17 protein-coding genes and 1 pseudogene are annotated in these 22,497 nt (G+C 74.2%); 8 read left to right on the forward strand and 10 right to left on the reverse strand.

The window, feature by feature from the left end; translation table 11 throughout:
* Positions 1-23: 23 nt before the first annotated feature.
* From IG05_RS0120375 to rhaI, 3 genes are all read right to left on the reverse strand, one after another.
* Positions 24-1,490 (reverse strand): rhamnulokinase, encoded by a 1,467-nt coding sequence (locus tag IG05_RS0120375; RefSeq protein ID WP_234335940.1) that lies wholly within the window; start codon positions 1,488-1,490, stop codon positions 24-26.
* Positions 1,487-3,526, reverse strand: coding sequence for a bifunctional rhamnulose-1-phosphate aldolase/short-chain dehydrogenase (locus tag IG05_RS0120380; protein ID WP_030344543.1), 2,040 nt, complete (start codon positions 3,524-3,526; stop codon positions 1,487-1,489). The genes IG05_RS0120375 and IG05_RS0120380 overlap by 4 nt, the downstream gene beginning before the upstream one ends.
* Positions 3,527-3,655: 129 nt before the next feature.
* Complete coding sequence (gene rhaI / locus IG05_RS0120385) at positions 3,656-4,816, reverse strand: L-rhamnose isomerase (RefSeq protein WP_030344545.1); 1,161 nt, start codon at positions 4,814-4,816, stop codon at positions 3,656-3,658.
* A 267-nt stretch (positions 4,817-5,083) separates the two neighbouring features.
* Here rhaI and IG05_RS0120390 point away from each other — a divergent pair.
* The 6 genes and pseudogenes from IG05_RS0120390 to IG05_RS0120415 all read left to right on the forward strand — a co-directional run.
* Positions 5,084-5,356: pseudogene (locus IG05_RS0120390) on the forward strand (ATP-binding cassette domain-containing protein); the annotation flags it as partial.
* Positions 5,357-5,406: 50 nt separating this feature from the next.
* On the forward strand, positions 5,407-5,727 hold the full coding sequence (locus tag IG05_RS0120395) for an L-rhamnose mutarotase (RefSeq protein ID WP_030344549.1): 321 nt from the start codon (positions 5,407-5,409) through the stop codon (positions 5,725-5,727).
* 16 nt (positions 5,728-5,743) lie between these two features.
* Positions 5,744-7,153: a BNR repeat-containing protein gene (locus IG05_RS0120400; RefSeq protein ID WP_030344551.1), complete on the forward strand. Its 1,410-nt coding sequence runs from the start codon at positions 5,744-5,746 to the stop codon at positions 7,151-7,153.
* 54 nt (positions 7,154-7,207) lie between these two features.
* Complete coding sequence (locus IG05_RS0120405; protein ID WP_030344553.1) at positions 7,208-8,239, forward strand: LacI family DNA-binding transcriptional regulator; 1,032 nt, start codon at positions 7,208-7,210, stop codon at positions 8,237-8,239.
* A gap of 113 nt (positions 8,240-8,352) precedes the next feature.
* Positions 8,353-9,654 (forward strand): alpha/beta fold hydrolase, encoded by a 1,302-nt coding sequence (locus IG05_RS0120410; protein WP_030344555.1) that lies wholly within the window; start codon positions 8,353-8,355, stop codon positions 9,652-9,654.
* 67 nt (positions 9,655-9,721) lie between these two features.
* On the forward strand, positions 9,722-10,579 hold the full coding sequence (locus IG05_RS0120415) for a pentapeptide repeat-containing protein (protein ID WP_030344556.1): 858 nt from the start codon (positions 9,722-9,724) through the stop codon (positions 10,577-10,579).
* On the opposite strand, the gene IG05_RS0120420 is transcribed toward IG05_RS0120415, so the two are convergent.
* Positions 10,541-12,106, reverse strand: a complete 1,566-nt coding sequence (locus IG05_RS0120420; RefSeq protein ID WP_030344557.1) for a cytochrome P450 — start codon at positions 12,104-12,106, stop codon at positions 10,541-10,543. The genes IG05_RS0120415 and IG05_RS0120420 overlap by 39 nt on opposite strands.
* 119 nt (positions 12,107-12,225) lie before the next feature.
* Between IG05_RS0120420 and IG05_RS0120425 the strand changes: the two genes are divergently transcribed.
* Together IG05_RS0120425 and IG05_RS0120430 are read left to right on the forward strand one after the other, a co-directional pair.
* Positions 12,226-12,840 carry a TetR/AcrR family transcriptional regulator gene (locus IG05_RS0120425; protein WP_030344558.1) on the forward strand — a complete coding sequence of 205 codons (615 nt, stop codon included), beginning with the start codon at positions 12,226-12,228 and terminating at the stop codon, positions 12,838-12,840.
* Between the two features lie 83 nt (positions 12,841-12,923).
* Positions 12,924-13,649 (forward strand): DUF2470 domain-containing protein, encoded by a 726-nt coding sequence (locus tag IG05_RS0120430; protein WP_030344559.1) that lies wholly within the window; start codon positions 12,924-12,926, stop codon positions 13,647-13,649.
* On the opposite strand, the gene IG05_RS0120435 is transcribed toward IG05_RS0120430, so the two are convergent.
* From IG05_RS0120435 to IG05_RS43775, 6 genes are all read right to left on the reverse strand, one after another.
* Positions 13,617-14,852 carry a lactonase family protein gene (locus IG05_RS0120435; protein ID WP_199808354.1) on the reverse strand — a complete coding sequence of 412 codons (1,236 nt, stop codon included), beginning with the start codon at positions 14,850-14,852 and terminating at the stop codon, positions 13,617-13,619. The genes IG05_RS0120430 and IG05_RS0120435 overlap by 33 nt on opposite strands.
* 109 nt (positions 14,853-14,961) lie before the next feature.
* Complete coding sequence (locus IG05_RS0120440; protein ID WP_030344562.1) at positions 14,962-16,092, reverse strand: hypothetical protein; 1,131 nt, start codon at positions 16,090-16,092, stop codon at positions 14,962-14,964.
* Between the two features lie 46 nt (positions 16,093-16,138).
* Complete coding sequence (locus IG05_RS0120445) at positions 16,139-17,392, reverse strand: FUSC family protein (protein ID WP_030344564.1); 1,254 nt, start codon at positions 17,390-17,392, stop codon at positions 16,139-16,141.
* A 102-nt stretch (positions 17,393-17,494) separates the two neighbouring features.
* Positions 17,495-17,989, reverse strand: coding sequence for an FBP domain-containing protein (locus tag IG05_RS0120450; RefSeq protein ID WP_030344565.1), 495 nt, complete (start codon positions 17,987-17,989; stop codon positions 17,495-17,497).
* A gap of 117 nt (positions 17,990-18,106) precedes the next feature.
* Positions 18,107-18,748 (reverse strand): PAS domain-containing protein, encoded by a 642-nt coding sequence (locus IG05_RS0120455; RefSeq protein WP_030344566.1) that lies wholly within the window; start codon positions 18,746-18,748, stop codon positions 18,107-18,109.
* Between the two features lie 74 nt (positions 18,749-18,822).
* Positions 18,823-22,470 (reverse strand): helix-turn-helix domain-containing protein, encoded by a 3,648-nt coding sequence (locus IG05_RS43775; protein WP_051790067.1) that lies wholly within the window; start codon positions 22,468-22,470, stop codon positions 18,823-18,825.
* Between the last annotated feature and the right edge of the window lie 27 nt (positions 22,471-22,497).

The following is a 22,497-nucleotide window of genomic DNA, read 5'->3' on the forward strand; positions in this document are numbered from 1 at the left end:
GTCCCGCCGGCGGGAGAGGGCGATCATCGCGCGGCGAGCCGGGCCTCGGCCGCCCGCCACCGGCCGGTGTCGCCGCGGGGCGTGTACCGGGTGACGGGCTGGGTGCGGGTGAGCAGCCGGCGCGTCTCGGCCAGGTCGCCGGCGAGTCCCTGCGCGCGGGCCTGCACGAGGACGTTGCCGAGCGCGGCGGCCTCGGTCGCGCCGGCCACCACCGGCAGACCGCAGGCGTCGGCGGTCAGCTGGCACAGCAGCGCGTTGCGGGTGCCGCCGCCGACCAGGTACACCACGTCCACCGGATGGTCGGCCAGCCGCTGCGCGTCCGTGACGGCCCGCCGGTGGGCGAGGGCCAGGGAGTCCAGGATGCACCGGGTGGTCTCGGCCCGCGTCCCCGGGACCGGCTGCCCCGACTCCCGGCAGGCCCGCGCGATCCGCTCCGGCATCCGCCCCGGCGCGAGGAACGCCGCGTCCCCGGCGTCCACCACCGAGCGCAGCGCCTCCGCGGCGGCCGCCTCCCGCAGCAGCACCCCCAGGTCCGGCTCCCCCCAGGCGCGTACGCACTCCTGGAGCAGCCACAGGCCCATGATGTTGCGCAGATAGCGGACGGTGCCGTCCAGCCCCAGCTCGTTGGTGAAGTTCGCGGCCCGGCTCTCCTCGGTGAGCACCGGAGCGCGCAGTTCGAGACCGGCCAGCGACCAGGTCCCGGTGCAGATGTAGGCGAAGCGCTCACCGGCCGCCGCGGGGACGGCGGCCACCGCGGAGGCGGTGTCGTGGGAGCCGACGGTGGTCACCGGCACCGGACCGGTCAGGCCCGTCTCCGCCAGCACCTCCGGCCGCAGCGTCCCGGCCGGATCACCCGGTTGCCGCAGCGGCGCGAACAGGCCGAGGTCGATTCCGAGCCGGTCGGCGGTCCCGTACGACCAGTCCCGGGTCCGCGGGTCGATCAGCTGGGTGGTGGAGGCGTTGGTCAGCTCGGTGCCCTGCTCGCCGGTGAGCCAGTACGTCAGCAGGTCGGGGACGAGCAGCAACCGCTTCGCCGCGGCCAGTTGGGCGGTGGAGCGGGCGGCCGTGAGCTGGTAGAGGGTGTTGAACGGCGCGTACTGGATGCCGGTGGCCGCGTACAGCTCCGCCGCCGGCACGGTCGCCCACACCTTCTCCGCGACCCCCTCGGTACGGCCGTCCCGGTAGTGCACCGGGTTGCCGAGCAGGGCCCCGTCGGCGTCCAGCAGGCCGTAGTCCACGGCCCAGCTGTCGACGCCCACGGAGGCGAGCCGTCCGCCGCAGCGGGCACCGGCCGCCCGCAGCCCGTCCAGGACACCGCCGTACAGCGCGAGGACGTCCCAGCGCAGCCCCTCCGGCAGGCGCACCGGACGGTTGGGGAACCGGTGCGCCTCGCTCAGCTCCACCGAGTCCGGACCCACCCGCCCGACCATCACCCGCCCGCTGGAGGCGCCCAGATCGACCGCCGCGTACGACTTCACCTGCGCGCTCACCGCAGGAACGCGGCGGCCACACCCGCGTCGACCGGGATGTGCAGACCGGTGGTGTGCGTCAGGTCCCCGCCGGTGAGCGCGAACACCGCGTTCGCCACGTGCTCGGGCAGCACCTCCCGCTTCAGGATGGTCCGCTGCGCGTAGAACTCGCCCAGCTTCTCCTCCGGCACCCCGTACACCGCGGCCCGCTGCGCCCCCCAGCCGCCCGCGAAGATCCCGGACCCGCGCACCACCCCGTCCGGGTTGACCCCGTTGACCCGGATCCCGTGCTCACCCAACTCGGCCGCCAGGAGTCGCACTTGATGAGCCTGGTCGGCCTTGGCGGCGGAGTAGGCGATGTTATCGGGCCCGGCGAATACGGCGTTCTTCGAGCAGATGTACACGATGTCGCCGCCCAGCCCCTGCGCGGTCATCACCCGGGCCGCCTCGCGCGACACGAGGAACGACCCGCGGGCCATGACGTCGTGCTGGAGGTCCCAGTCCCGCACCGACGTCTCCAGCAGCGGCTTGGAGACGGAGATCCCGGCGTTGTTGACGACGAGGTCCACCCCGCCGAAGGCGAGCACGGCCGCCTCGAACGCGGCGGCGATCTGCTCCTCGGAGGTGACGTCGACGGTGACGGGGACGGCCTTGTCCGGCCCGCCCAGCTCCTCCGCGACGGCCGCGGCGTTCTCGCCGTTCAGGTCGGCGACGACGACACACGCCCCCTCTGCCACCAGCCGGTGCGCGATGGCCTTCCCGATCCCGCTGCCGGCCCCGGTGACGAGCGCGACACGCGTGGCGAGCGGCTTGGGCCCGGGCAGCCGCCGGAGCTTGGCCTCCTCCAGCGCCCAGTACTCGATCCGGAACTTCTCGGCTTCCTCGATCGGCGCGTACGACGAGACGGCCTCCGCGCCCCGCATCACGTTGACGGCGTTGACGTAGAACTCGCCGGCCACACGGGCGGTCTGCTTGTCCGTGCCGAAGGAGAACATGCCGACGCCCGGCACGAGCACGACGGCCGGGTCGGCGCCGCGCATGGCGGGGGAGTCGGGCAGGGCGTGCCGCCGGTAGTAGGCGGCGTACTCCTCCCGGTAGGCGGCGTGCAGCTCCCGCAGCCGGGCGACGGCCTCGTCCAGCGGCGCGGCCGGCGGCAGGTCCAGCACGAGCGGCCGTACCTTGGTGCGCAGGAAGTGGTCCGGGCAGGAGGTGCCCAGGGCGGCCAGCCGGGGGTGCTCGGCGCGCGCCAGGAAGTCGAGCACCACCTCGGCGTCCGTGAAGTGTCCGACCTGCGGCCGGTCCTGGGAGGCGAGCGCGCGGACGTACGGCGCGAGCGCGGCCGCCCGCTTCCTCCGCTCCGCCTCGGGCAGCGCCTCGTACCCCTCGACGACCGGCCCGAAGGGCTCCGCCTTCCCCCTCTCGGCGAGGAACGCCTCGGCGGTCCGGATGATGTGCAGCGAGTTGCGTTCGCACTCCTCGGAGGAGTCGCCCCAGGCGGTGATGCCGTGCCCGCCGAGGACGCATCCGACGGCGTGCGGGCTGGCGGCCTTGATCGCGGCGATGTCCAGCCCCAGCTGGAACCCGGGCCGCCGCCACGGCACCCACACCACGCTGTCCCCGAAGCACTCGGCGGTCAGCTTCTCCCCGTCGGCCGCGCAGGCCAGCGCGATACCGGAGTCCGGGTGGAGGTGATCGACGTGCGGGGCGTCCACCAGCCCGTGCATGGCGGTGTCGATCGAGGGCGCGGCCCCGCCCCTGCCGTGCAGGCAGTAGTCGAACGCGCCGACCATCTCGTCCTCGCGCCCGACCCCGGGGTACACCTCGGCGAGGGCCCGCAGCCGGTCCAGCCGCAGCACGGCCAGCCCGTCCTCGGTGAGGGTGCCGAGGTCACCACCGGACCCCTTCACCCACATCAGTTCCACCTCGCCCCCGGTGACGGGGTCGGTGGCGGTGCCTTTCGCGGACGTGTTCCCGCCGGCGTAGTTGGTGTTACGGGGATCGGAGCCGAGCCGGTGGGAGCGGGAGAGGAGAGCGGCGACTTCGGGACGGGTGGTCATGGAGATCAATTCCTGTTCGGAAGAGGGACGGACGGACAGGAGCGCGGGCCGTGTCGATGTGCGGCTGCGCCGCGTGGGGCACGCCACCACGGACCCGCACCCCGCAACGGCGCTCCGGGGGCGGACGCGTCACGCCCCCCAGCCGGCCTGCTCCCCGCCCACCCGCTCGGCGACGATCTTCTCGCCCCACCCGGACCGGGCGTAGGCGCCCATCGGATCGGGGTCCAGCCCCGACTCCTCCCGGACCTCGCGCAGCAGCCCGCGCACATCCGTGTTGTACGCGTCCATCAGCACGGCGTTGGCCCCCAGCACGTCCCCGGCCCGCTGCATCGCGGCCAACGCGTCACGGTCGACCAGCAGGGCCTTCGCCGTGGCCTCCTGGACGTTCATCACCGAGCGGATGATCGCCGGGATCTTCGCCTCGATGTTGTGGCACTGGTCGAGCATGAACGCGACGTCGGAGGTGAACCCCCCGCCCCGGATCACCTCGTACATGATCCGGAACAGCTGGAAGGGATCGGCCGCCCCCACCATCAGGTCGTCGTCGGCGTAGAACCGCGAGTTGAAGTCGAACCCGCCGAGCTTGCCCTCCCGCAGCAGCGTCGCCACGATGAACTCGATGTTGGTGCCCGGCGCGTGGTGCCCGGTGTCGACGACCACCCGGGCCTTGTCGCCGAGCCTGAGGCAGTGCGCGTAGGCGGTTCCCCAGTCCGGGACGTCGGTCGTGTAGAAGGCCGGCTCGAAGAACTTGTACTCCAGCAGCATCCGCTGCCCCTCGCCGAGCCGCTCGTAGACCTCGGCCAGCGCCTCGGCGAGCCGGTCCTGGCGGGCGCGGATGTCGTCCTGCCCGGGGTAGTTCGTCCCGTCGGCGAACCACAGCTTCAGATCGCGCGACCCGGTGGCGTCCATGATGTCCACGCACCGCAGCAGGTGGTCGACGGCCTTGCGCCGCACCGCCGCGTCCGGGTGGCAGACGCTGCCCAGCTTGTAGTCGTCGTCCTGGAAGGTGTTGGAGTTGATCGCGCCCAGCCGTACGCCCCGTTCCCCGGCGTACTGCGCGAGGGCCGCGTAGTCCTCCACGGTGTCCCAGGGGATGTGCAGGGCGACGGTCGGCGCGACGCCGGTGAAGGCGTGCACCTGGGCCGCGTCCTGCAGCTTCTCCCAGGGCGAGCGCGGCACGCCGGCCTGGGCGAACACCTTGAAGCGGGTCCCGGAGTTCCCGTACGCCCACGACGGCGTCTCGACGGCCTGGGTCTTGAGGGCGGCCTTCACCGCGGCGAAGTCGGTCACTTCAGGGCTCCTGGGAGGTCGGGCGGGACGACTGAGCAGGTGAAACGATTCAGAACGGCAAGCTAGGGGTCACCCGAAGGGGTGTCAAGCGGTCCGGCCCGCCCGGCCTCGTGTGGCCCCGCCGCGACCTACGGCTGTCGAAACTTTTTCGATACGGCCCCATTGACGTGACATGACTGCGGTGCCTACCGTCCCGGCAGTCCACTTGAAACCTTTCACAACCCGGCGGCGGTCCTGCGGCCCCGCCGGTGTCGTTCAGGAGCCCCCATGACCCACCCGCCCGACACCGGACCGGCCCCGGTGCTCGCACCGGAGGGCGTCTCCAGGTCCTTCGGCGCCGTACGCGCCGCGCGGGACGTCTCCCCGGAGCTGCCGCCCGGCGAGGTGCACGCCCTCGCCGGCGAGAACGGCGCGGGCAAGCCGACCCTGGTCAGGACCCTCGCCGGAGTGCACCGGCCGTTCGCCGGCCGGGTGCTGCTCGACGGCGGGCCCGTCGTCTTCCACGGCCCCGGCGACGCCCGTGACACCGGCATCGCCGTCAACGGCAGAGAACATCGACCAGTTCAACTCCGGGAGGCGGGCGGCTGTCGATGCAGCGCGTGTGTTTCCTGCTGAAGGTCCGGGCGGACCGGCTCGACGAGTACCGCGAGCGGCACGCGGCCGTCTGGCCGGAGATGCTCGACGCCCTGAGGGCGACGGGCTGGCACAACTACTCGCTGTTCCTGCGCGAGGACGGCCTGCTCGTCGGCTACCTGGAGACGGAGGACTTCGCCGCCGCCCAGGCGGGCATGGAGGCCACCGGCGTCAACGCCCGCTGGCAGGCGGAGATGGCGCCGTTCTTCGAGTCGCTGGACGGCGCCCGCCCCGACGAGGCCATGAAACCGCTCACCGAGGTGTTCCACCTCGCCTGACCACCTGGAGCCGAACATGGGACGACGCACCGTGCCGGCCGGCGCCCGCGCCGCCTCCGTCACGGCCGCCCAAACCGCACCGGCGGCCGTCCCGGGCCCGTCGGTCACCAGCAGGGGGACCGCCCGACTCGACGCCCGGGCCGTCTACTTCGTCTCCTACGACGGCCTGGTCAACAACAACTCCTTCCAGAAGAACGGCCTGCTGACCTACCGGGGCCACCAGTACGCCGCCTGGTACACGGCGAGCCGCCACGCGGTCGTGGCCCGCCGGGCCCTGACCGCCGGCACCTGGTCGACGGTCACCCTGCCGCACCGGCTGAAGGCCGACGACTCCCACAACGTCATCTCCATGGGCGTCTCCGCGGCCGACGGCCGCCTGCACCTGAACATGGACTCCCACAGCGACGGCTTCTGCTACGTCAAGTCCGTCGCCGGGCTGCTGGACGACCCCGCGTCCACGGCCTGGACCGGGTCCGTCTTCGGTGCCGTCCAGACGACCCTCGACGGCCTGGCGCTCACCCCCCGGTTCACCTACCCGCAGTTCGTCGCCACCCCCGAGGGCCGGCTCCAGCTCAGCTACCGCGCCGGCATCTCCGGCAACGGCCGCAACGCCCTCGCCGAGTACGACGGGTCACGCTGGACCGCGCTGGGGGAGTGGACCAGCGCGACCGGCACGTACACCAGCGAGCACGGCTCCAGCACCGCCCGGAACATGTACCTGCACGGCCTCGACTACGACACGCGGGGCCGGCTGCACGCCCTGTTCACCTGGCGGGAGCAGAACGCGGCCGTCATGCGCGGCGGCGGCATCACCAACCACGACACCGGTTACGTGTGGTCCGACGACCGCGGCCGTACCTGGCGCAACGACGTGGGCGCCGTCGTCGGCACCACCGGCGGGCCGGACACGGTCGCCGTCGGTGACGGCGGTCTCGTCGTGGACCCGCTGGACCCGGACCACTCCCTGATGAACCAGGAGAGCCAGGCCACCGACTCGGCCGGCCTGCCGCACGCGGTCATCAGCTACGTCGCCGGCCGCTTGGGCCAGTGCACCACCGACCACGTCGCCGCCCGCACCGCTCACGGACGCGCCTTCCATCTGCGCAAGGACACCTCCGGCGGCTGGCGGAAGACCGAGATCCCGGTCCCGCTCGGCTCCAGCCAGCGCACCAAGCTGGTCCTGGACCGGTACGACAACGCCTACGCCGTGTTCCCGTTCGGCCGGATCGCCGCGGCCTCCCGGTCCTCCGGGTACACCGACTGGACGCTGCTGTACGACGGCGGCGGGCTGAACGCCTTCGGCGAAGTGGTGGTGGACGAGACCCGGGTCCGGGCGGACGACGTCCTGTCGTTCCTCTACCAGGAGAAGTCCACCGGAACCACGCCCTCGCCACTGCACGTGGCCGACTTCGCCCTGCCGGCGTGACGGTAGTGTGAAGACCGCCCCGCCGCGTCCCGTTCCCTGGAGGTCCGAACCCCGATGGCCCAGTCGGTGGGTATCAAGGACGTCGCCCGCGCCGCCGGAGTGTCGGTGGGCACGGTGTCCAACGTCATCAACCGCCCGGACACCGTCGCCGGCGAGACCCGTGCCCGGGTGCTGTCCGCGATCGACCGGCTCGGCTACGTCCGCAGCGAGTCGGCGCGCCAGCTGCGGGCCGGCCGCAGCCGGATCATGGGGCTGCTCGTGCTCGACATGGGCAACCCGTTCTTCGTCGACGTCGCGCGCGGGGCCGAGCGGGCGGCCCGGGAGGCGGGGCTCGGCGTGATGGTGTGCAACAGCGCGCAGAACGCGGCCGAGGAGGCGGAGTACCTCTCGCTCTTCGCCGAGCAGCGGGTGCGGGGCGTGCTGCTCACCCCGGCCGACGCCACCGGCCGCAACATCGATGCCTTCCGCCGGCACGGCATCCCGTTCGTGCTGGTCGACCGGGTCGCCGAGGGCACCACCGAATGCTCGGTGAGCGTGGACGACGTGGCGGGCGGCGCGCTCGCCGTCCGGCACCTGGTGGACGCCGGGCACCGCTCGATCGCCTACGTCAGCGGGCCGCCCGGACTCAACCAGGTCCGCGACCGCCGCACCGGCGCGCTGAACGCCCTCGCCGAGGCCGGGCTCGGCCCCGGCGCCCTGCGCGAACTGCCCACCGAACGGCTCGACGTGGCCGCCGGCCGGGACGCGGGTGCCCGGCTGCTCGGCCTCGCCGACCGGCCCACCGCCGTCTTCTGCGCCAACGACCTGCTCGCCCTCGGTGTCCTCCAGGCCATGTACGCGGCCGGGGTCACCGTCCCGGACGACCTCGCGCTCGTCGGCTACGACGACATCGAGTTCGCCGCCGCGGCCGCCGTACCCCTCACCTCCGTACGGCAGCCCGCCGTCACCCTGGGTGCCCTCGCCGCCGAACTGCTGCTGGAGGAGACCGAGCAGCACGAGGGTGAGCGGAAGCGGGCGCACGAGCACCGGCGGGTGGTGCTCCAGCCGGAGCTGGTGGTGCGCCGCTCCAGCCTCGCCGCCCGCTGAAGGTCCGTGCGCTGACCGCCAGTTCAGTAACAATCCATGATTCTGGGGCTCGGCCCGAGCGCCCTCGTGTGCTCAACTGGGACACGTCCAGCCCGTCCGTCCCAGGAGACCCGTTGAGCCTCAGCTACCGCCAGCCCGGCGTCGTCCTCACCGACCGCCGCTTCACCGTGCCCCTCGACCACGCCGACCCGGGCGGCGAGACCATCGAGCTGTACGCCCGCGAGGCGGTGGCGAGCGACAAGGCCGGGCAGGACCTGCCCTGGCTGGTGTACCTGCAAGGCGGCCCCGGCTTCGGGGCGAATCGTTTCGTCGGACGTCAGGCCTGGCTCGACCGGGCGCTGAAGGAGTACCGCGTCCTGCTGCTCGACCAGCGCGGCACCGGCCGCTCCACGCCCGCCACCCGGCAGACCCTGCCGCTGCGCGGCGGCCCCGCCGCCCAGGCCGACTACCTCACCCGCTTCCGCGCCGACTCCATCGTCCGCGACTGCGAGGCCATCCGCTCCCGGGTCACCGGCGGCGCCCCGTGGACCGTGCTCGGCCAGAGCTTCGGCGGCTTCTGCACGGTGTCGTACCTCTCCCTCGCCCCCGAGGGCATCGACACCGCGATCGTCACCGGCGGCCTGCCCTCCCTGCACGCCCACGCCGACGACGTCTACCGGGCCGCCTACCCGCGCGTCGAACGCAAGGTCACCGCGCACTACGCCCGCTACCCGCAGGACGTGGAGCGGGCCCGCCGGATCGCCGACCACCTCCTCACCCGCGACGTGGTCCTTCCGAACGGCTACCGCTTCACCGTCGAGGCCTTCCAGTCCCTCGGCCTGATGCTCGGCACGAGCGACGGCAGCCACCGGCTGCATCACCTGCTGGAGGACGCCTTCGTGGCGACCCCGGCCGGCCTGGAGCTGTCCGACGCCTTCCAGGAGCAGGCCCAGTCCCTCCTGTCGTACGCCTCCCACCCCCTCTACGCCCTCGTCCACGAGTCGATCTACGGCCTGGACGCCCGCCCGACCGCGTGGGCCGCCGAACGCGTGCGCGCCGAGTTCCCGCAGTTCGACGCGGCCAAGGCGCTCACCGGAGACGGCCCGGTGCTCTTCACCGGCGAGACCGTGCACCCCTGGATGTTCGACACCGACCCGGCCCTGCGCCCCTTGCGCGAGACGGCCGGACTGCTCGCCGCCCGCACCGACTGGCGCCCCCTCTACGACCCGGCACGCCTCGCCGCCAACGAGGTTCCGGTCGCCGCGGCCGTCTACCACGACGACATGTACGTCGACACCGCCCACTCCCTGGAGACGGCCGCCACGATCCGCGGCCTGCGCCCCTGGGTCACCAACGAGTACGAGCACGACGGCCTGCGCGCGGGCGCCCCCCGCGTCCTGGACCGGCTGCTGGCGCTGGTGCGCGACGAGGTGTGACGCGGCCGCAGCCGGCCGCTGCGAGGGGCGGGCCGGCAGGTCACGGCAGGTCAGTAGGCTGGACCCCATGCCGGATCAGATAGCCGACCCCGACCCCGACCTGCGCGGCGACTGCGCGCGGTGCTTCGGGCTGTGCTGCGTCGCCCTGCCCTTCGCCCGCTCCGCCGACTTCGCGCTGGACAAGCCCGCTGGCAAGCCCTGCCCCAACCTCCAGGGCGACCACCGCTGCGGCATCCACGCCGGCCTGCGGACGAAGGGCTTCACCGGCTGCACGGTCTACGACTGCTTCGGCGCCGGCCAGAAGGTCTCTCAGGTCACCTTCGGGGGGCAGGACTGGCGCACCGGACCGAAGGACCAGGCGCGCCGGATGTTCGAGGTGTTCCCGGTCGTCCGGCAACTGCACGAGCTGCTGTGGTACCTGACCGAGGCACTCGGTCTGCCCGCCGCCCGGCCCGTCCACCCCGAGCTGCGGCAGGCGCTGGAGAAGACCGAGCGGCTCACCCGGCAGACCCCCGAGGAGCTGGCGGCGCTGGACGTGGGCGCGCACCGGCAGGAGGTCAACGTGCTCCTGCTGCGCACCAGCGAACTGGCCCGGGCCGGCGCCGGCGGCAACGGCAGGGGGAGGGGGAAGGGCAGGGGCAGGGACCGGCGGGGCGCGGACCTCATCGGCGCCCGGCTCAGGGGCGCCGACCTGCGCGGGGCGAGCCTGCGCGGCGCTTACCTGATAGCCGCCGACCTCACCGGTGCCGACCTGCGCGACGCGGACCTGATCGGTGCCGATCTGCGTGACGCCGACCTGACCGACGCGGACCTCACCGGTGCCTTCTTCCTCACCCAGCCGCAGGTCAACGCGGCCCGGGGCAGTGCGGGGACGCGGCTGCCGGTGTCAGTCGGCCGCCCCGTGCACTGGACAGCGGGGGACTGAAGGGCGCTGTGAGCTGTCGTCGGCCGGCTGCGGGCTCGTCGTGGCCGGCCGCGCGGTTCCCCGCACCCCTTCGGGGCGCCGCGGTCGGCGCTCCAGCCGCAGCCGCAGCCCCTCCGGCATCAGCGTCAGGCGTTCGGAGACGGTGAGCCGGTAGCCGGGGTCGGCGTGCAGCTCGTAGCGGCGCAGCAGCAGGCCGAGGACCAGGGTCGCCTCGTGCAGGGCGAACTGGCGGCCGATGCAGGCCCGGGCGCCGGTGCCGAACGGCTTGAAGGTGTGCGGCGGCCGGGCCCGTACGGCCGCCGCGGTGAAGCGGTCCGGGTCGAAGCGGTCGGCGTCCTCGCCCCACACCTCCGGTGCCCGGTGCAGCATCGGCGTCAGCACCAGGGCCCACGCGCCCCGGCGCATCGGATGCTCCCCGGCGAGGACCGTGTCCCGCAGAGCCTCGCGGGCGAAGGCGGGCGCGGTCGGCCACAGCCGCAGCGACTCGTCCAGTACCCGGCGGACGTAGCGCAGCTTGGCGATCCGGTCGTAACCGGGCCGCGGGTCGTCGCCCCAGACCCGGTCCACCTCGGCGCGGGCCCGGGCGGCGGTCTCGGGGTGCCGGGCGAGGTAGTGGAGGGCGAAGGAGAGGGCGCCCGAGGTGGTCTCGTGGCCCGCCACCAGGAACGTGATCACCTGCTTGCGGACGTTCTCCGCGGACAGCCTCCGCCCGGTCCGCGGGTGCGCGGTCGCCAGCATGCGGTCCAGCAGGTCCCCCTCGCCGCCACCGGACCGGCGCCGGGCGGCCACCAGGCCGTCCACGGTGCGGTCGAGGTACGCCATGTCGGCCGCGTTGCGCCGGCCGGCGGCGCGCAGCAGCAGCGGGGCGAGCGGCCCGGGCACGCTGTTCAGCCGCTGGGCGTAGCCGAGGGTGCCGACCATCGCCGTGACGAAGGGGTGCGGGCGGTCCCGTTCGAAGGAGCCGAAGTCGTGCCCGAAGCCGGTCCGGGCGATCGTCTCCAGGGTCAGCCGGGTCATGTCGCCGGGCACGTCCACCGTGCGTCCGGCCGCCAGCTCGCGGTCCCAGTGGTCGGTGAGCCGTCCGGCGACCGCGAGCATCATGCCGTGGTAGCCCTCCATGGCCTCCCGGCTGAACCCGGGCGCCAGGACGTCGTGCGCCAGCTGCCAGTTGGGTTCGTGGTTGTAGGCGGTGAACAGGCCGTCGCCGGCGACCGGCCGCAGATTGGCGACGCCCAGCCCGACGTGCTTGGCGAACCGCGACTCGTCGGCGAGGTCGGCGACCAGCCCGGCCCCCCACACGAACACGAACTCCTTGCCGAAGGCCCGGCGCCGGAATATCGGCCCCAGCTCGCGCGCGAAGCGCATCGAGTCCTGCACCGGCCGCCTCCGGTCGGCGCCGAGCACATCGCCGAGCAGCGGCAGCCGGTGCGGCGGATGCGGTATGCGGTGCAGTCCGGGCCAGCCCTGCTCGGCGCTCCGGAAACCCTTCGGCAGCCCGGTCCCCGTGGCCCCCGTCGTCTCCGCCATGACGCGATCTCCCTTGATCAGCGGATGGTTGCAGCAGTGACGCGCTCGTGTTGTACGTGGGTTCAATAACGGTTCCAGTGTCGTCCCGTTGTTGAACCGGCGTCAAGTAAAGTGACGGCATGCCCGCGAACCAGGGGGAACGCGCCCGGCGCAGACTCAGCACCGCGGAACGCCGTGAGCAGCTGCTGTCGGTCGGCGCGAAGCTGTTCTCGGAGAGCCCCTACGACGACGTGTGGATCGAGCAGGTCGCCGAGATCGCCGGGGTCTCGCGCGGGCTGCTGTACCACTACTTCCCGACCAAGCGGGAGTTCTTCGCCGCCGTCGTGGAGCGGGAGAGTGCGCGCATGCTGCGCATGACGGCGGCGGTGCCCGGGGTGCCGGTGCGCGAGCAGCTCACCGCCGGCCTCGACACCTACCTCGGCTACGTCGAGGCGCACGCCCACGGCTTCCGCGCCTTCCACCGTGCCGACGCGGCCGGCGACCAGGCCGTGCGTCGGGTCTACCAGCGGGCCCTGGCCGCCCAGGAGCGGCAGATCCTGGCCGCGCTCGCCGCCGACCCCGAGTTCGGGCCCGTCGTCGAGACCGCTCCCCAGGTGCGCCTGGCGGTGCGTGGCTGGCTCGCCTTCACCACCGCCGTCTGCCTCGAATGGCTGCGCGGGGAGGGCGAGTTCGGCCGGGAACAGGTGCGCGATCTGTGCGCCCGCGCCCTGCTGGGCGCCCTCGCGCACTCCTGACGGCCCCGGCCGCCGGTGCGGCCTGGTTGGCGTGCGCCTCGATCTCCGATAGGTTAGGCAAGGCTTACCTAAGGAGGTCTCGGATGGGTGACACGCAGGACTGGACGGCCGCCCCCGGCGCGGCGGAACGGGCCCGCTCGGTGCTGGCCGTCGCGTGGTCGTGCGCGGTGACCGCGGACGGCGCGCGCGAGGAGTACGCCGGTGCCCACACCGTCACCGAGGACGGCGCGGTACGCCTGGCGGTGCCCGACGACAGTGCCCTGTTCGGAGCGGTCCTGTGCGCCCCGCGTCAAGAGCCCTCGGCCCTGCTGGAGTTCGCCGACGTGGCGCCCGTACCGGTACGCCACCGCATCCGCGCCCGGCTCTTCCTCTCCGGCTGGTTCGCCCCGTCCGGGGGCGCCCTCCTCTTCCGCCCCGCCCGCGTGGTGCTGCGCCGCTCCGACGGGGCGGTGGTGGTCGGCCCGGACGAGTTCGCCGCCGCCCGCCCCGACCCCCTCGCCGGCTCCGAGGCCCGGCTGCTCACCCACCTCGCCGACGCCCACCCGGACGCCGTCGAGCGGCTCACCCGCCTGGTGCGGCCCGAGAGCCTGCACGCCGCGACCCGGGTGGCGCCGCTCGCCGTCGACCGGCACGGACTGACCCTGCGCATCGAACGCACCCGCGCCCACGGCGACGTACGGCTGCCCTTCCACGCGCCCGCCGACGACGTCGCCCAGCTCACCGAGCGCATGCACGCCCTGCTGGCGCAGGCCGGTGCCGCCGGCTGCCCCCGCGCGCTACAGCGGCAGCGCGCAGACGGCGACGGGTGAGGCGAACGGCTCGCCCACCAGGCGCAGTTCACCGCGCTCCGTGTCGACACGGAAGACGGTGACCGTGCCGGAGCGCTGGTTCGCCGCGAACAGCAGCCGGCCGTCCGGCGAGAACGCGATCTGCCGCGGGAAGTCCCCGCCCACCGGCACCGTGCCGAGCAGCCGCAGCCGGGCCCCGGCGGCCTCGACGGCGTACCGGGCGAGGCTGTTGTGACCCCGGTTGGCGAGGAATGCGTACCGGCCGTTCGCCGTCACCAGGAGCTGCGCCGGGTAGTTGGTGCCCCCGTCCGACCCCGTCGGCTGCGGTTCGCCCACGCGCAGCCGGCCGGAGCGCGGGTCGTACGCGCACACGGCCACGGTGTCGTCCACCTCGTTGGCCAGGTAGGCGTACCGGCCGCCCGGGTGGAAGGTCAGGTGGCGCGGGCCCGCGCCGGGCCGGGTCCGCGCCCGGGCCACCTCGGTGAGCGTGCCCCGGGCCGGGTCGAGGCGGTAGGTGTAGACGGTGTCGGTGCCCAGGTCCACGGCGAGCACGTGCCCGCCGTCGGGACCGGTCACGAACTGGTGGGCGTGCGGCCCCTGCCGGCCGGGACCGGGCGGGGGAGAGGTGTGGATGACCAGGTCGGTGCGCTCGCCCAGGGCGCCCGAGGCGTCGATCGGGTGCACGGCGACACTGCCCGAACCGTAGTCGGCGCTCAGCAGCCAGCGCCCGCTCGGATGCACCGACAGGTGGCAGGACCCGGCGCCGCCGGTGCTCCGGGTGCCGAGGACCTTCCGGTCCGCGAGGCGCACGGCCGTCACCCCGCCGTCCTGCCGCTCGTCCACCGCGTACAGCGTGCGGCCGTCCGGATGCACGGCGAGGTACGACGGATCGGGGACCCCGGTCAGCGTGCCCGACCCGGTGATCCGGCCCGACTCCGGGTCGTACGACGCCAGGCCGATGCCGGTGCCGCCGCCGTCGACGGAGGTGTACGTGCCCACGTACAGCGGGCGCGGCCCGGACGGTTCCCGGGACGGCGGGGCCGCGTCCGGTGCGCTCCGCGGGGCCCCGGTGTCCGACGGCGGGGCGGCCGGGGACGGCACCGCGACGACGGCGGCCGTGCCGGCCACGGCCCCGACGAACCGGCGTCTGGTCCAGCCGCCGCGCTCGCCGTCCCGCCGGGGCGGGGACGATCCCTCGCCCGCCGTCCGTGCCTCCGTGTCCATGCCGCACCTCAGGTCGTCGGTCGCCCCCCTGGTGACAGCCACCTTGGCCCGTGCCGGCCGGCAAGGGCAAGTCCGGCGACCGCCGTTGCGCGGCACGCGACGGCGGTGGTCACCACTCCCCGTCCTCGACCGGCTTGCCCGGCGCGTCCTTCAGCGGTGCCACCTGGCCGGCGGACGGTGCCTGCCACGGGTCCAGGTCGGCCCCGAGCCACTCGCCGAGCGGCTCGACCCCTCCCAGGGTGTCCGTGGGGGCGAGGTCGTCGGCGTCCGCGTCGTAGTAGTCGTACCAGGGCAGGCCCGCGCGGGTGTACGCCGCCCGGTCGACCGGTGACGGCGGGGGCGCCTCGCCGGTGATCCGGCGCCACTCCGGGGGCGTGACCAGGTGCACGAACACCCGGCCCGCCGGTTCCTCGGACCAGTCGCCGAGCGGCCGGTCGTCCTGGTAGACCTCCTGCCGCATCGAGCCGCCGACGCCCAGCCCCATCGCCGCGGCGCGCCGCGGGGCGGCGGCGGCCGGGGGCGGGGGAGCGCCGTAGGACGCGGCGGGCGGCGGCGAGCCCGCGGCCCCGCCCGGCGGCGGACCGCCCGGGGCCGGTGCCGCCATGGGCAGGGCGGCACCGAAGCCGCCGGGCGGCCCGTAGCTGCCGGTCGCGCCGAAGCCGCCGGGCGGTACCGGGGGCAGTGCCCGCTCCCGCTCCCGCTCCTGACGCCGCCACGTGGCGAGGGCGTCCTCCTTCAGCGGGAACGACTGGAGCTGGACACCGCCCCACACCTCCTCGCCGGTGACCTGCCCCTCCACGGTCGCGCCCAGCCCCAGCGGCACGGCCACGAACTGGCGGACCGTGCCCTTGCCGGAGTTGATGCCGTCCAGCCAGGGCTGGCGGGGCAGCACCACGTAGTTCTGCGGACGCCGCGCCAGCCGGTCCCGCCACGGCTCACCGGACACCGCGCACACCTTGCCCACGCCGACCTGGAGCGCGGCCGGCTCCGCGGTGCCCGCGAAACTCAGCCACATCGCCTCGCGCAGGTACACCGGCAGCATCACCCCGCCGCGTGCCCGCATCTGCTCCGGCACCCGGTCGGCGTGGTCCGCCACCCGCCGGACCGGGAACTCGCCCAGACCCGGCGGCAGCGGATGCGTGCCGCTCTCCGGCAGCCGCAGTGTGCGCACGAACCGCACCGCCACCCCGCCGGGCAGCCGCAGCGTGTTCCCGTCGATCCGGACCCCGCCACCCGTCATGCGCCCGCTCCCTCGCCTCCCGCGCCGGCCCGCCCCGGCGGCTTCCTCACCGAGAACGCTCACCGACCCCCGCGCGGTTCCGCCACAGCTCCTCCTGTACGCCGAGGCGGTTGCGCAGCCAGGCCAGCCGGGGCATCTTGGTCCGCTGCCCGCGCGAGACCCGGTCCAGCTCCTCCAGCAGGCGGCGGGCCCGGTGCTCGGTGTTCAGCTCGTCGATGATCCGGGTCGTCTCGGTGAGGACCGCCCCGAGCAGCTGCCAGTGCGCCCAGTCCTTGCGGATCTCCTCCTGGAGCAGCTCGGCCAGCCGGTCCCGGGTGCCGGCCGCCGTACGCAGTTCGGCACTCAGCCGCTCCTCCGCCGACTCGGCGTTCTCGCTCAGGTGGGTGGTCACCAGGACGGCGAAGCTCACGACGGCGTCGGCGATCTCCGACAGCAGCTGCTCCACCGTCGCCGCCACCCGGGGCGGGAACAGCTCCTCGGAGCCGCGGGCCTTGGCGAGGTCCGTGAAGGAGCGGGCCAGCACCCGCAGCACCACCGTGCAGATCTCCAGGGTGTCCAGACCGGTGCGCAGCACCACCCGGTGCAGCAGGCCCTCCTTCACCCGGGGATTGAGCCGCAGGCTGTCCTCCGCCTGCCGCAGTGCCGCGTCCACCTGGACGATGTCGTGGTCCAGCCGGCGTGCCTCGTGCAGCCGCTCGGCCGCCCGCTGCCAGGGGGTGCGGCCCGCGGCCTCCTCACCCATCCGCAGCATCAGCTGGCGCACCCGCCGGGCGAGGTCCTCGATCGAGCGGCCCGCCTCGTCCACCCACACCGGGGGTGGCAGCAGCAGGTTGCAGGCGGTGCCGACGACCGCGCCGATCAGCGTCTCCACGATCCGCGCCCACGCCGTGAACCCGACCGTGGTGACCCCGAGCACCAGCATGGCGCTGATCGCCACCTCGGCCACGTACTCGTCGACGCGCACCAGGTGTCCCACGGCCAGCGCGGCCACGATCAGCAGCGCGAGGCTCCACCAGGTCAGGCCCACCAGCACGCTGAACGCGATGGCGACCAGGACGCCCGCGACCACCGAGTTCACCCGGCGGATGCCGTTGGTGAGGGTGGCGTAGAAGGTCACCTGGACGACCAGCAGCGCGGTCAGCGGCGCGGTGAGGGGGGCGGGCTCCGGACTCAGCCGGAGCGCGATCACGTAGGCGATCGTCGCGGCCGTCGCCGACCGCAGGGTCTGGACGACCACCGGCTCGCGGCGGCGTTCCGCCAGCCGCAGCAGTCCCGTGGTCCACTTTCGTACGTCGCGCATCCCTTGGCCTGTTCCCGTTCCTCGGGGGCGTCGAACGTGGCTGTTTGCAGACTGTTTCCGACTGCTTCAGGCCAGATGCTTACGCATGGAGCTTCCAGCTGCTTATGCGGAGAGCTTGTCGAGGAAGGCGTCCAGGTTGCTCCTGGTGCGGGCGATCTGCTCGTCCAGGGTCAGGCTCTCCTCGAACCGGGCGCCGGACGCCGGCGTCCTCCTGCCGCGCACGTAGAGCGAACACGCCAGGTCCGAGCACATGTACAGCCCGACCGAGTTGCCCTCCCGGCCGGCCGGGCCCGCCTTGCGCGCGGTCATCAGCGAGACCCCGCCGCCCCGGTGCGTGGTCAGGCACAGCGAGCACATGCTGCGGTGCAGGAAGCCGTGCCGGGAGGCGGGGAAGCGCAGGGCGACGCCGTACGGCCGGCCGTCCCGTTCGGTGACCAGATAGCTGCGGTCCGGGGCGCCGGGATCGCGCCAGCCCAGGAAGTCCAGCTCGTCCCAAGGGCGTTCACCGAGGTCCCGCGGGACCGCCACCCGCTTGGCCTCACCCTTGGAGCAGTTGACGAAGGAGGTGCGGATGTCCTGCTCGGTGAGCGCCCTCATGGGGGAGTCCTTCCGGAGCCGGCCGTGCCGGTGAACCTAGACCCTCTAGGCTGACAACTAGCCTAGTTAGCCCTGGGAGGAGGCAGCCACTGGTTTTTCCGTGTGGCTCTCCGTCGGCTACTCCTGGCCCGCAGGCCCCGGCTCCGGGGGCCATACGCCCGGGACCAGCACGCCCAGGGCGTACGCGCGGGCCACCAGCTCGGTGCGGTTCACGGCGTTCCAGCGGGCCGACAGGCGGCGCAGGTGATAGGTGACGCCGTCCCGCGTGAGACCGAGTTCGCGGGCGGCGCGGGCCGTGGTGGCGCCCCCGGCCAGCAGGGCCAGCACCCGCCGCTCCACCTCGGTGGTCCGCACCGGCTCCGGCTCCGCTGCCGGGCGCTCGCCCAGCACCCGCAGCATCACCAGCAACGCCGGTGTCTCCTCCACGCTGTCGCTCACCGGATCCGCCGTCAGCTCCCCGTGCCGCTCGGCCCCGCCGGGCGCCCGCCAGCACACCGACACCTGGTAGCGGGAGCGGTGCCGCAGCCGCAGCGCCTCGGCGATCCGCTCCACCTGGGTGGCCTCCTGCGGCCGGAACAGCTCCAGCACCTGCCGGCCGCGCAGCCGTCCCGGGGCCGTACCGCACTCCGCGGCCATCGCCGGGTTCGCCAGCACCACCCGGCCGTACACGTCGCACACCGCCACGGGGACCGACACCCGGTCGAACAGCATCAGCGCACGGTTGCGCCACACCACCGCGTCGGCCCGTTCCGCCTCCATCGCACCTCCCGGTCCGCCGGCCGACCGCCATCCAAGAGGAAGTGCAGGTCAGCGGCAAGTCGGCGGCGCGGGGGTCAGCGCCACCGGGCCTCGACGGCGGCGAACTCGCTCGCGTGGGCGCCGGGCGGCAGGGCCGCGCGCAGCGGGGGCAGATCGGACGGCCGGAGCAGGCCGAAGCCCTCGCGCGGGAGGGCCCGCAGCAGCTCCGGCGCCCGGACGGACAGCCAGTCGTCCAGACCGAGGTCGATCGCGGCGCGCAGGACCGCGACAAGCACGGAGGGGCGGCGGGCGGCGACCGCGGGGAGGTCGAGCTCGTCGAGGAGCCGGTCCAGCCGGCCGGCCGCCTCCGCGCCGCACGGCATCCCGGCGTCCCGCCACGTGGAGCTGGAACGGGCGGCCTGGGTGAACGCCACCAGGGCGGCGAGCCGGACGTCCTCGGTGCTCCCGCTGGTGCCCGTGCGCACGAGCAGCTGGTGAAGTTCCGCCACGGCCGTTTCGAGCGCCGGGTCCGGCCGTCCGGCGGCGAGGAACAGGCAGTCGGACAGGTGGGTCCGCAGCGCCGGGCCGATGACGGCCTTGTCGAGGAGGAAGCGCACCCGGCGCAGGTGGGCCGCCAGCGAGTCGTCCGGCAGCAGGGGAGCGTCGCGCGCCAGCTGGTGGACCAGGGCTTCCAGGTACGGCTCCGTCTCGCCGGACGGCAGCCCCTCCAGCGCCTTCAGCCCGGTGGCGTAGGCCTTGTCCCGCAGAGCGGCGGCCGGCGGCTGCGCGACCAGGGTCAGCAGGGCCTGCGCGGCCGAGCGCAACCTCCCGTCCTTCTCCGTCCGGTACGTCAGCAGGGCGCCGGGCATGGACTGCAGCATGGGCCGTACCGCGTGCAGCAGGATCTCGGCATCCGGGTCGCCGGTGAACGTGATCCGGCGGTGCATGCGGGCCCAGGCATTGGGGGAGAACTCGTCGTCTCCCGCGTACCGGGCGACGTCCGAGTCCGGACTGCCCAGCACCCAGTCCAGTTGGTCGTCGGCCGACGGGGCCTGCAAGCGCAGTCTCAGGTCCGGTCGGCCGCCGGAGCGCCGGCAGCGCACGGGCGTCAGCGTGCCGGTGAACAGCTTCCAGGACGGCCCGGACAACTGGGACCGCCACTTGAACGCGTGCCGCCGCCAGCCGTCGGCCACGTCGTCGTCGGGCGCGAGGAACCGGGAGGCCCACACCTCGCCCGCCCCGGCGACGGCGATCAGCAGCAGATTGACCTGGTACACCGAGTTCCGGTACGTCGCGGTCAGCCGCATGGGGGCGTGCCCGACGAGGGTGCGCCCCTCCGGCTCCCAGTCGGCGGCCCGGAAGGCCCCGGCCAGGGCGTCCACGAGGCCCCCCGGTGCCCGGCGGGCCAGCAGGTCCCGCACGTTCTCCAGCACCTGCGCCCGGTCCGTGAGCGGCGCGAACGACAGCAGCGCGTACAGCAGGCCGTCGTCCCTGGCGCCGGACTCGGCCAGCTCGCGCACCGCCTGTCCGATCAGCCGGGCCGTCAGGTGCTCGCCGAACGTCGCGTGCATGAACTCGTAGCTGCGCAGGCGCTGTTCGGCGACCAGGGCGTGTGCCTCGTGCACGAAGAAGAACCGCCCGAACAGCAGGTCCGAGCCGCCGCCCCGGTCCTCTCCGGTGGCCGCCCCGTCCAGCGCCGCCAGGTCCCGGTCGGCGTCCGCGGCGCCGAGCGCCTGGGCGCCGCGCTGGAACATGCCGAGCGCGACCACGGACAGCCGGTGCAGTTCCCGCTCGACCGCCGCGGCCTGCTCGGCCGGCGGCAGCGCGCCGTCCTTGTCGACCTGCCGCCGGACGAACTCCGTGAGCAGCCGGTCGTACAGCTCGGTACGGCTGAAGTCCGCGTCGGTGAGGCGGTGCAGGGCGTTGTCGGCCGCGTCGTACAGGGCCAGCATGAGCAACAGCAGGGGCTGGGCGGTCAGTTCCCGGTGCCGCAGGACCGTTTCCGGGCTCAGCGGGAGGAGGTCGCGCTGCGTGAAGTACGCGTGGTTCACGGTGTTCCAGACGGACAGCCAACGGTCCGTCTCGGCCGGTCCGAACGGCTCCAGGCGCAGCACCAGGGAACCCTCGGGGAGCTGGGCCCGGTCCGCCACCACGGTCCGGCTGGTGACGAGGACGATCAGCGGGCGGCCCTGGGCCGCCTCCCGCAGCTGGAACGCCGCCACGTCCGTCAGGTAGTTCCACTGCCACCGCGCGTCCAGGCTCTGCGCGCCCGCCTGCAGCAGCTCGTCGAAGCCGTCGAGCAGTACCACCGGCAGCGCGCCGGGTTCCTCCTCGGCCCAGTCCGGCCAGTGCCACGGCCGGCCGGTGTCCCGCCGCAGTGCGTGTTCGAGCTGCTCCTGTACGCCGAGCGGCGGGGTGTGCCGCAACTCGACCCGCAGCGACCGGAATTCGGCTGCCGGGAGCCGGGCCGCCAGCAGCCGGGTGAGCAGTGACTTGCCGGTGCCCGGGTGCCCGAGGACGACGAGCGGGGTCAGCAGGGCGGGCAGGGAGAGCAGATGGGCGGCGAGGAACCGGTCGATGCCCTCGTGGACGGCCTGTTGCCCCCACCACTTGTCCGAGGCGACCCTCGTCTCGTCCCCGGGCGTGGTGCGGGACAGCCGGAAGCGTGGATCGACGTACCCCTCGCCGAGTGCCGGCAGCCGGGGGCCGGGGGCGTCCAGCGAGGCGATCGGGGCCCGGAGCCGGGCGCGGACGGCGGCGCTCGGGGAGCCGGTGCCCGCGAACGCGTCGAGGAGTGCGCCCAGTCCGGCCAGGCCGACGCCCGTGCCGGTGTCGGCGAGCGACCTCACCCTGGCGCTCGGCAGCCCGGCCGCCAGTGCGAACTCGGGGCACCGCGCGGCGAGGGGGAGCGTCAGCTCGTGGAAGGAGTCGGCGATCAGCCGCCGGGTGCCGGTGGTCGTGCCGGACGGGGGCCAGGGCAGCGCGCCGGCCGGATCGGGGTGCCCGTCGGGGTCCGTACCGGCGGGCGCGTAGGCCGGGAACGAGCCGTTGGCCAGGCCCTGCACCAGGTGGGATCCCTCCGCGGGGAGTCCCGGGACGTGCCGCCGTACCGCGCAGGCCGCCGTCACCACACGCGCCGCCTGAAGCAGCGCCCCGCGTGGCAGGCCGCGGGAGGCGCGCACCCGGCGGGGATACCCGTCCAGCAGCTCCGCCAGCATGCGCCGCACGCTCGGCTCGTCGTAGTCGTGGTTGAGCTGGCGGAGCATCTCCAGCCCGGCGTGCTGCCGGTCACCGGCCAACAGCAGTACGGCGGCGCGCACGTCCATGTCCACACACGCGCCGGCATCGAGGTCGCCGGGTCCGGGTACGTCCGCGGGCGGGCCGGGCTCGTGCGGGGGCACGGGATCACCGGCCGGCGGGCCGGGCACGGGCCGCGGTACGGCCGCCGCCTCCGCGGTACGCTCCAGCTCGGCGTGGCGGGCCCGCCACCAGTCCGTGTCCAGGGTCATCCCGGCGGGCGGCGCCGATCCGGCCCCGCGCCGGTCCGCGCAGAGCGCGACGATCAGCCGGACCCTGTTCCAGTCGGGCACCCGGCGCCGCCGTCCGCTCAGCAGCTCCGACACCGAGGAACCGCTCAGCCGCAGCGCGGCGCCGATCTCCGTCTGTGACACCCCGCACGCCCGTACGAGACGGTGCAGTTCCGCGCAGAAGTCCGCGACGGGACCCGCCGGTGGTACGGCCAACTCCCCACTCCTTCGCATGCGGCTCGG

This window comes from Streptomyces sp. NRRL S-1022 (assembly GCF_000720135.1).
Classification (GTDB): domain Bacteria; phylum Actinomycetota; class Actinomycetes; order Streptomycetales; family Streptomycetaceae; genus Streptomyces.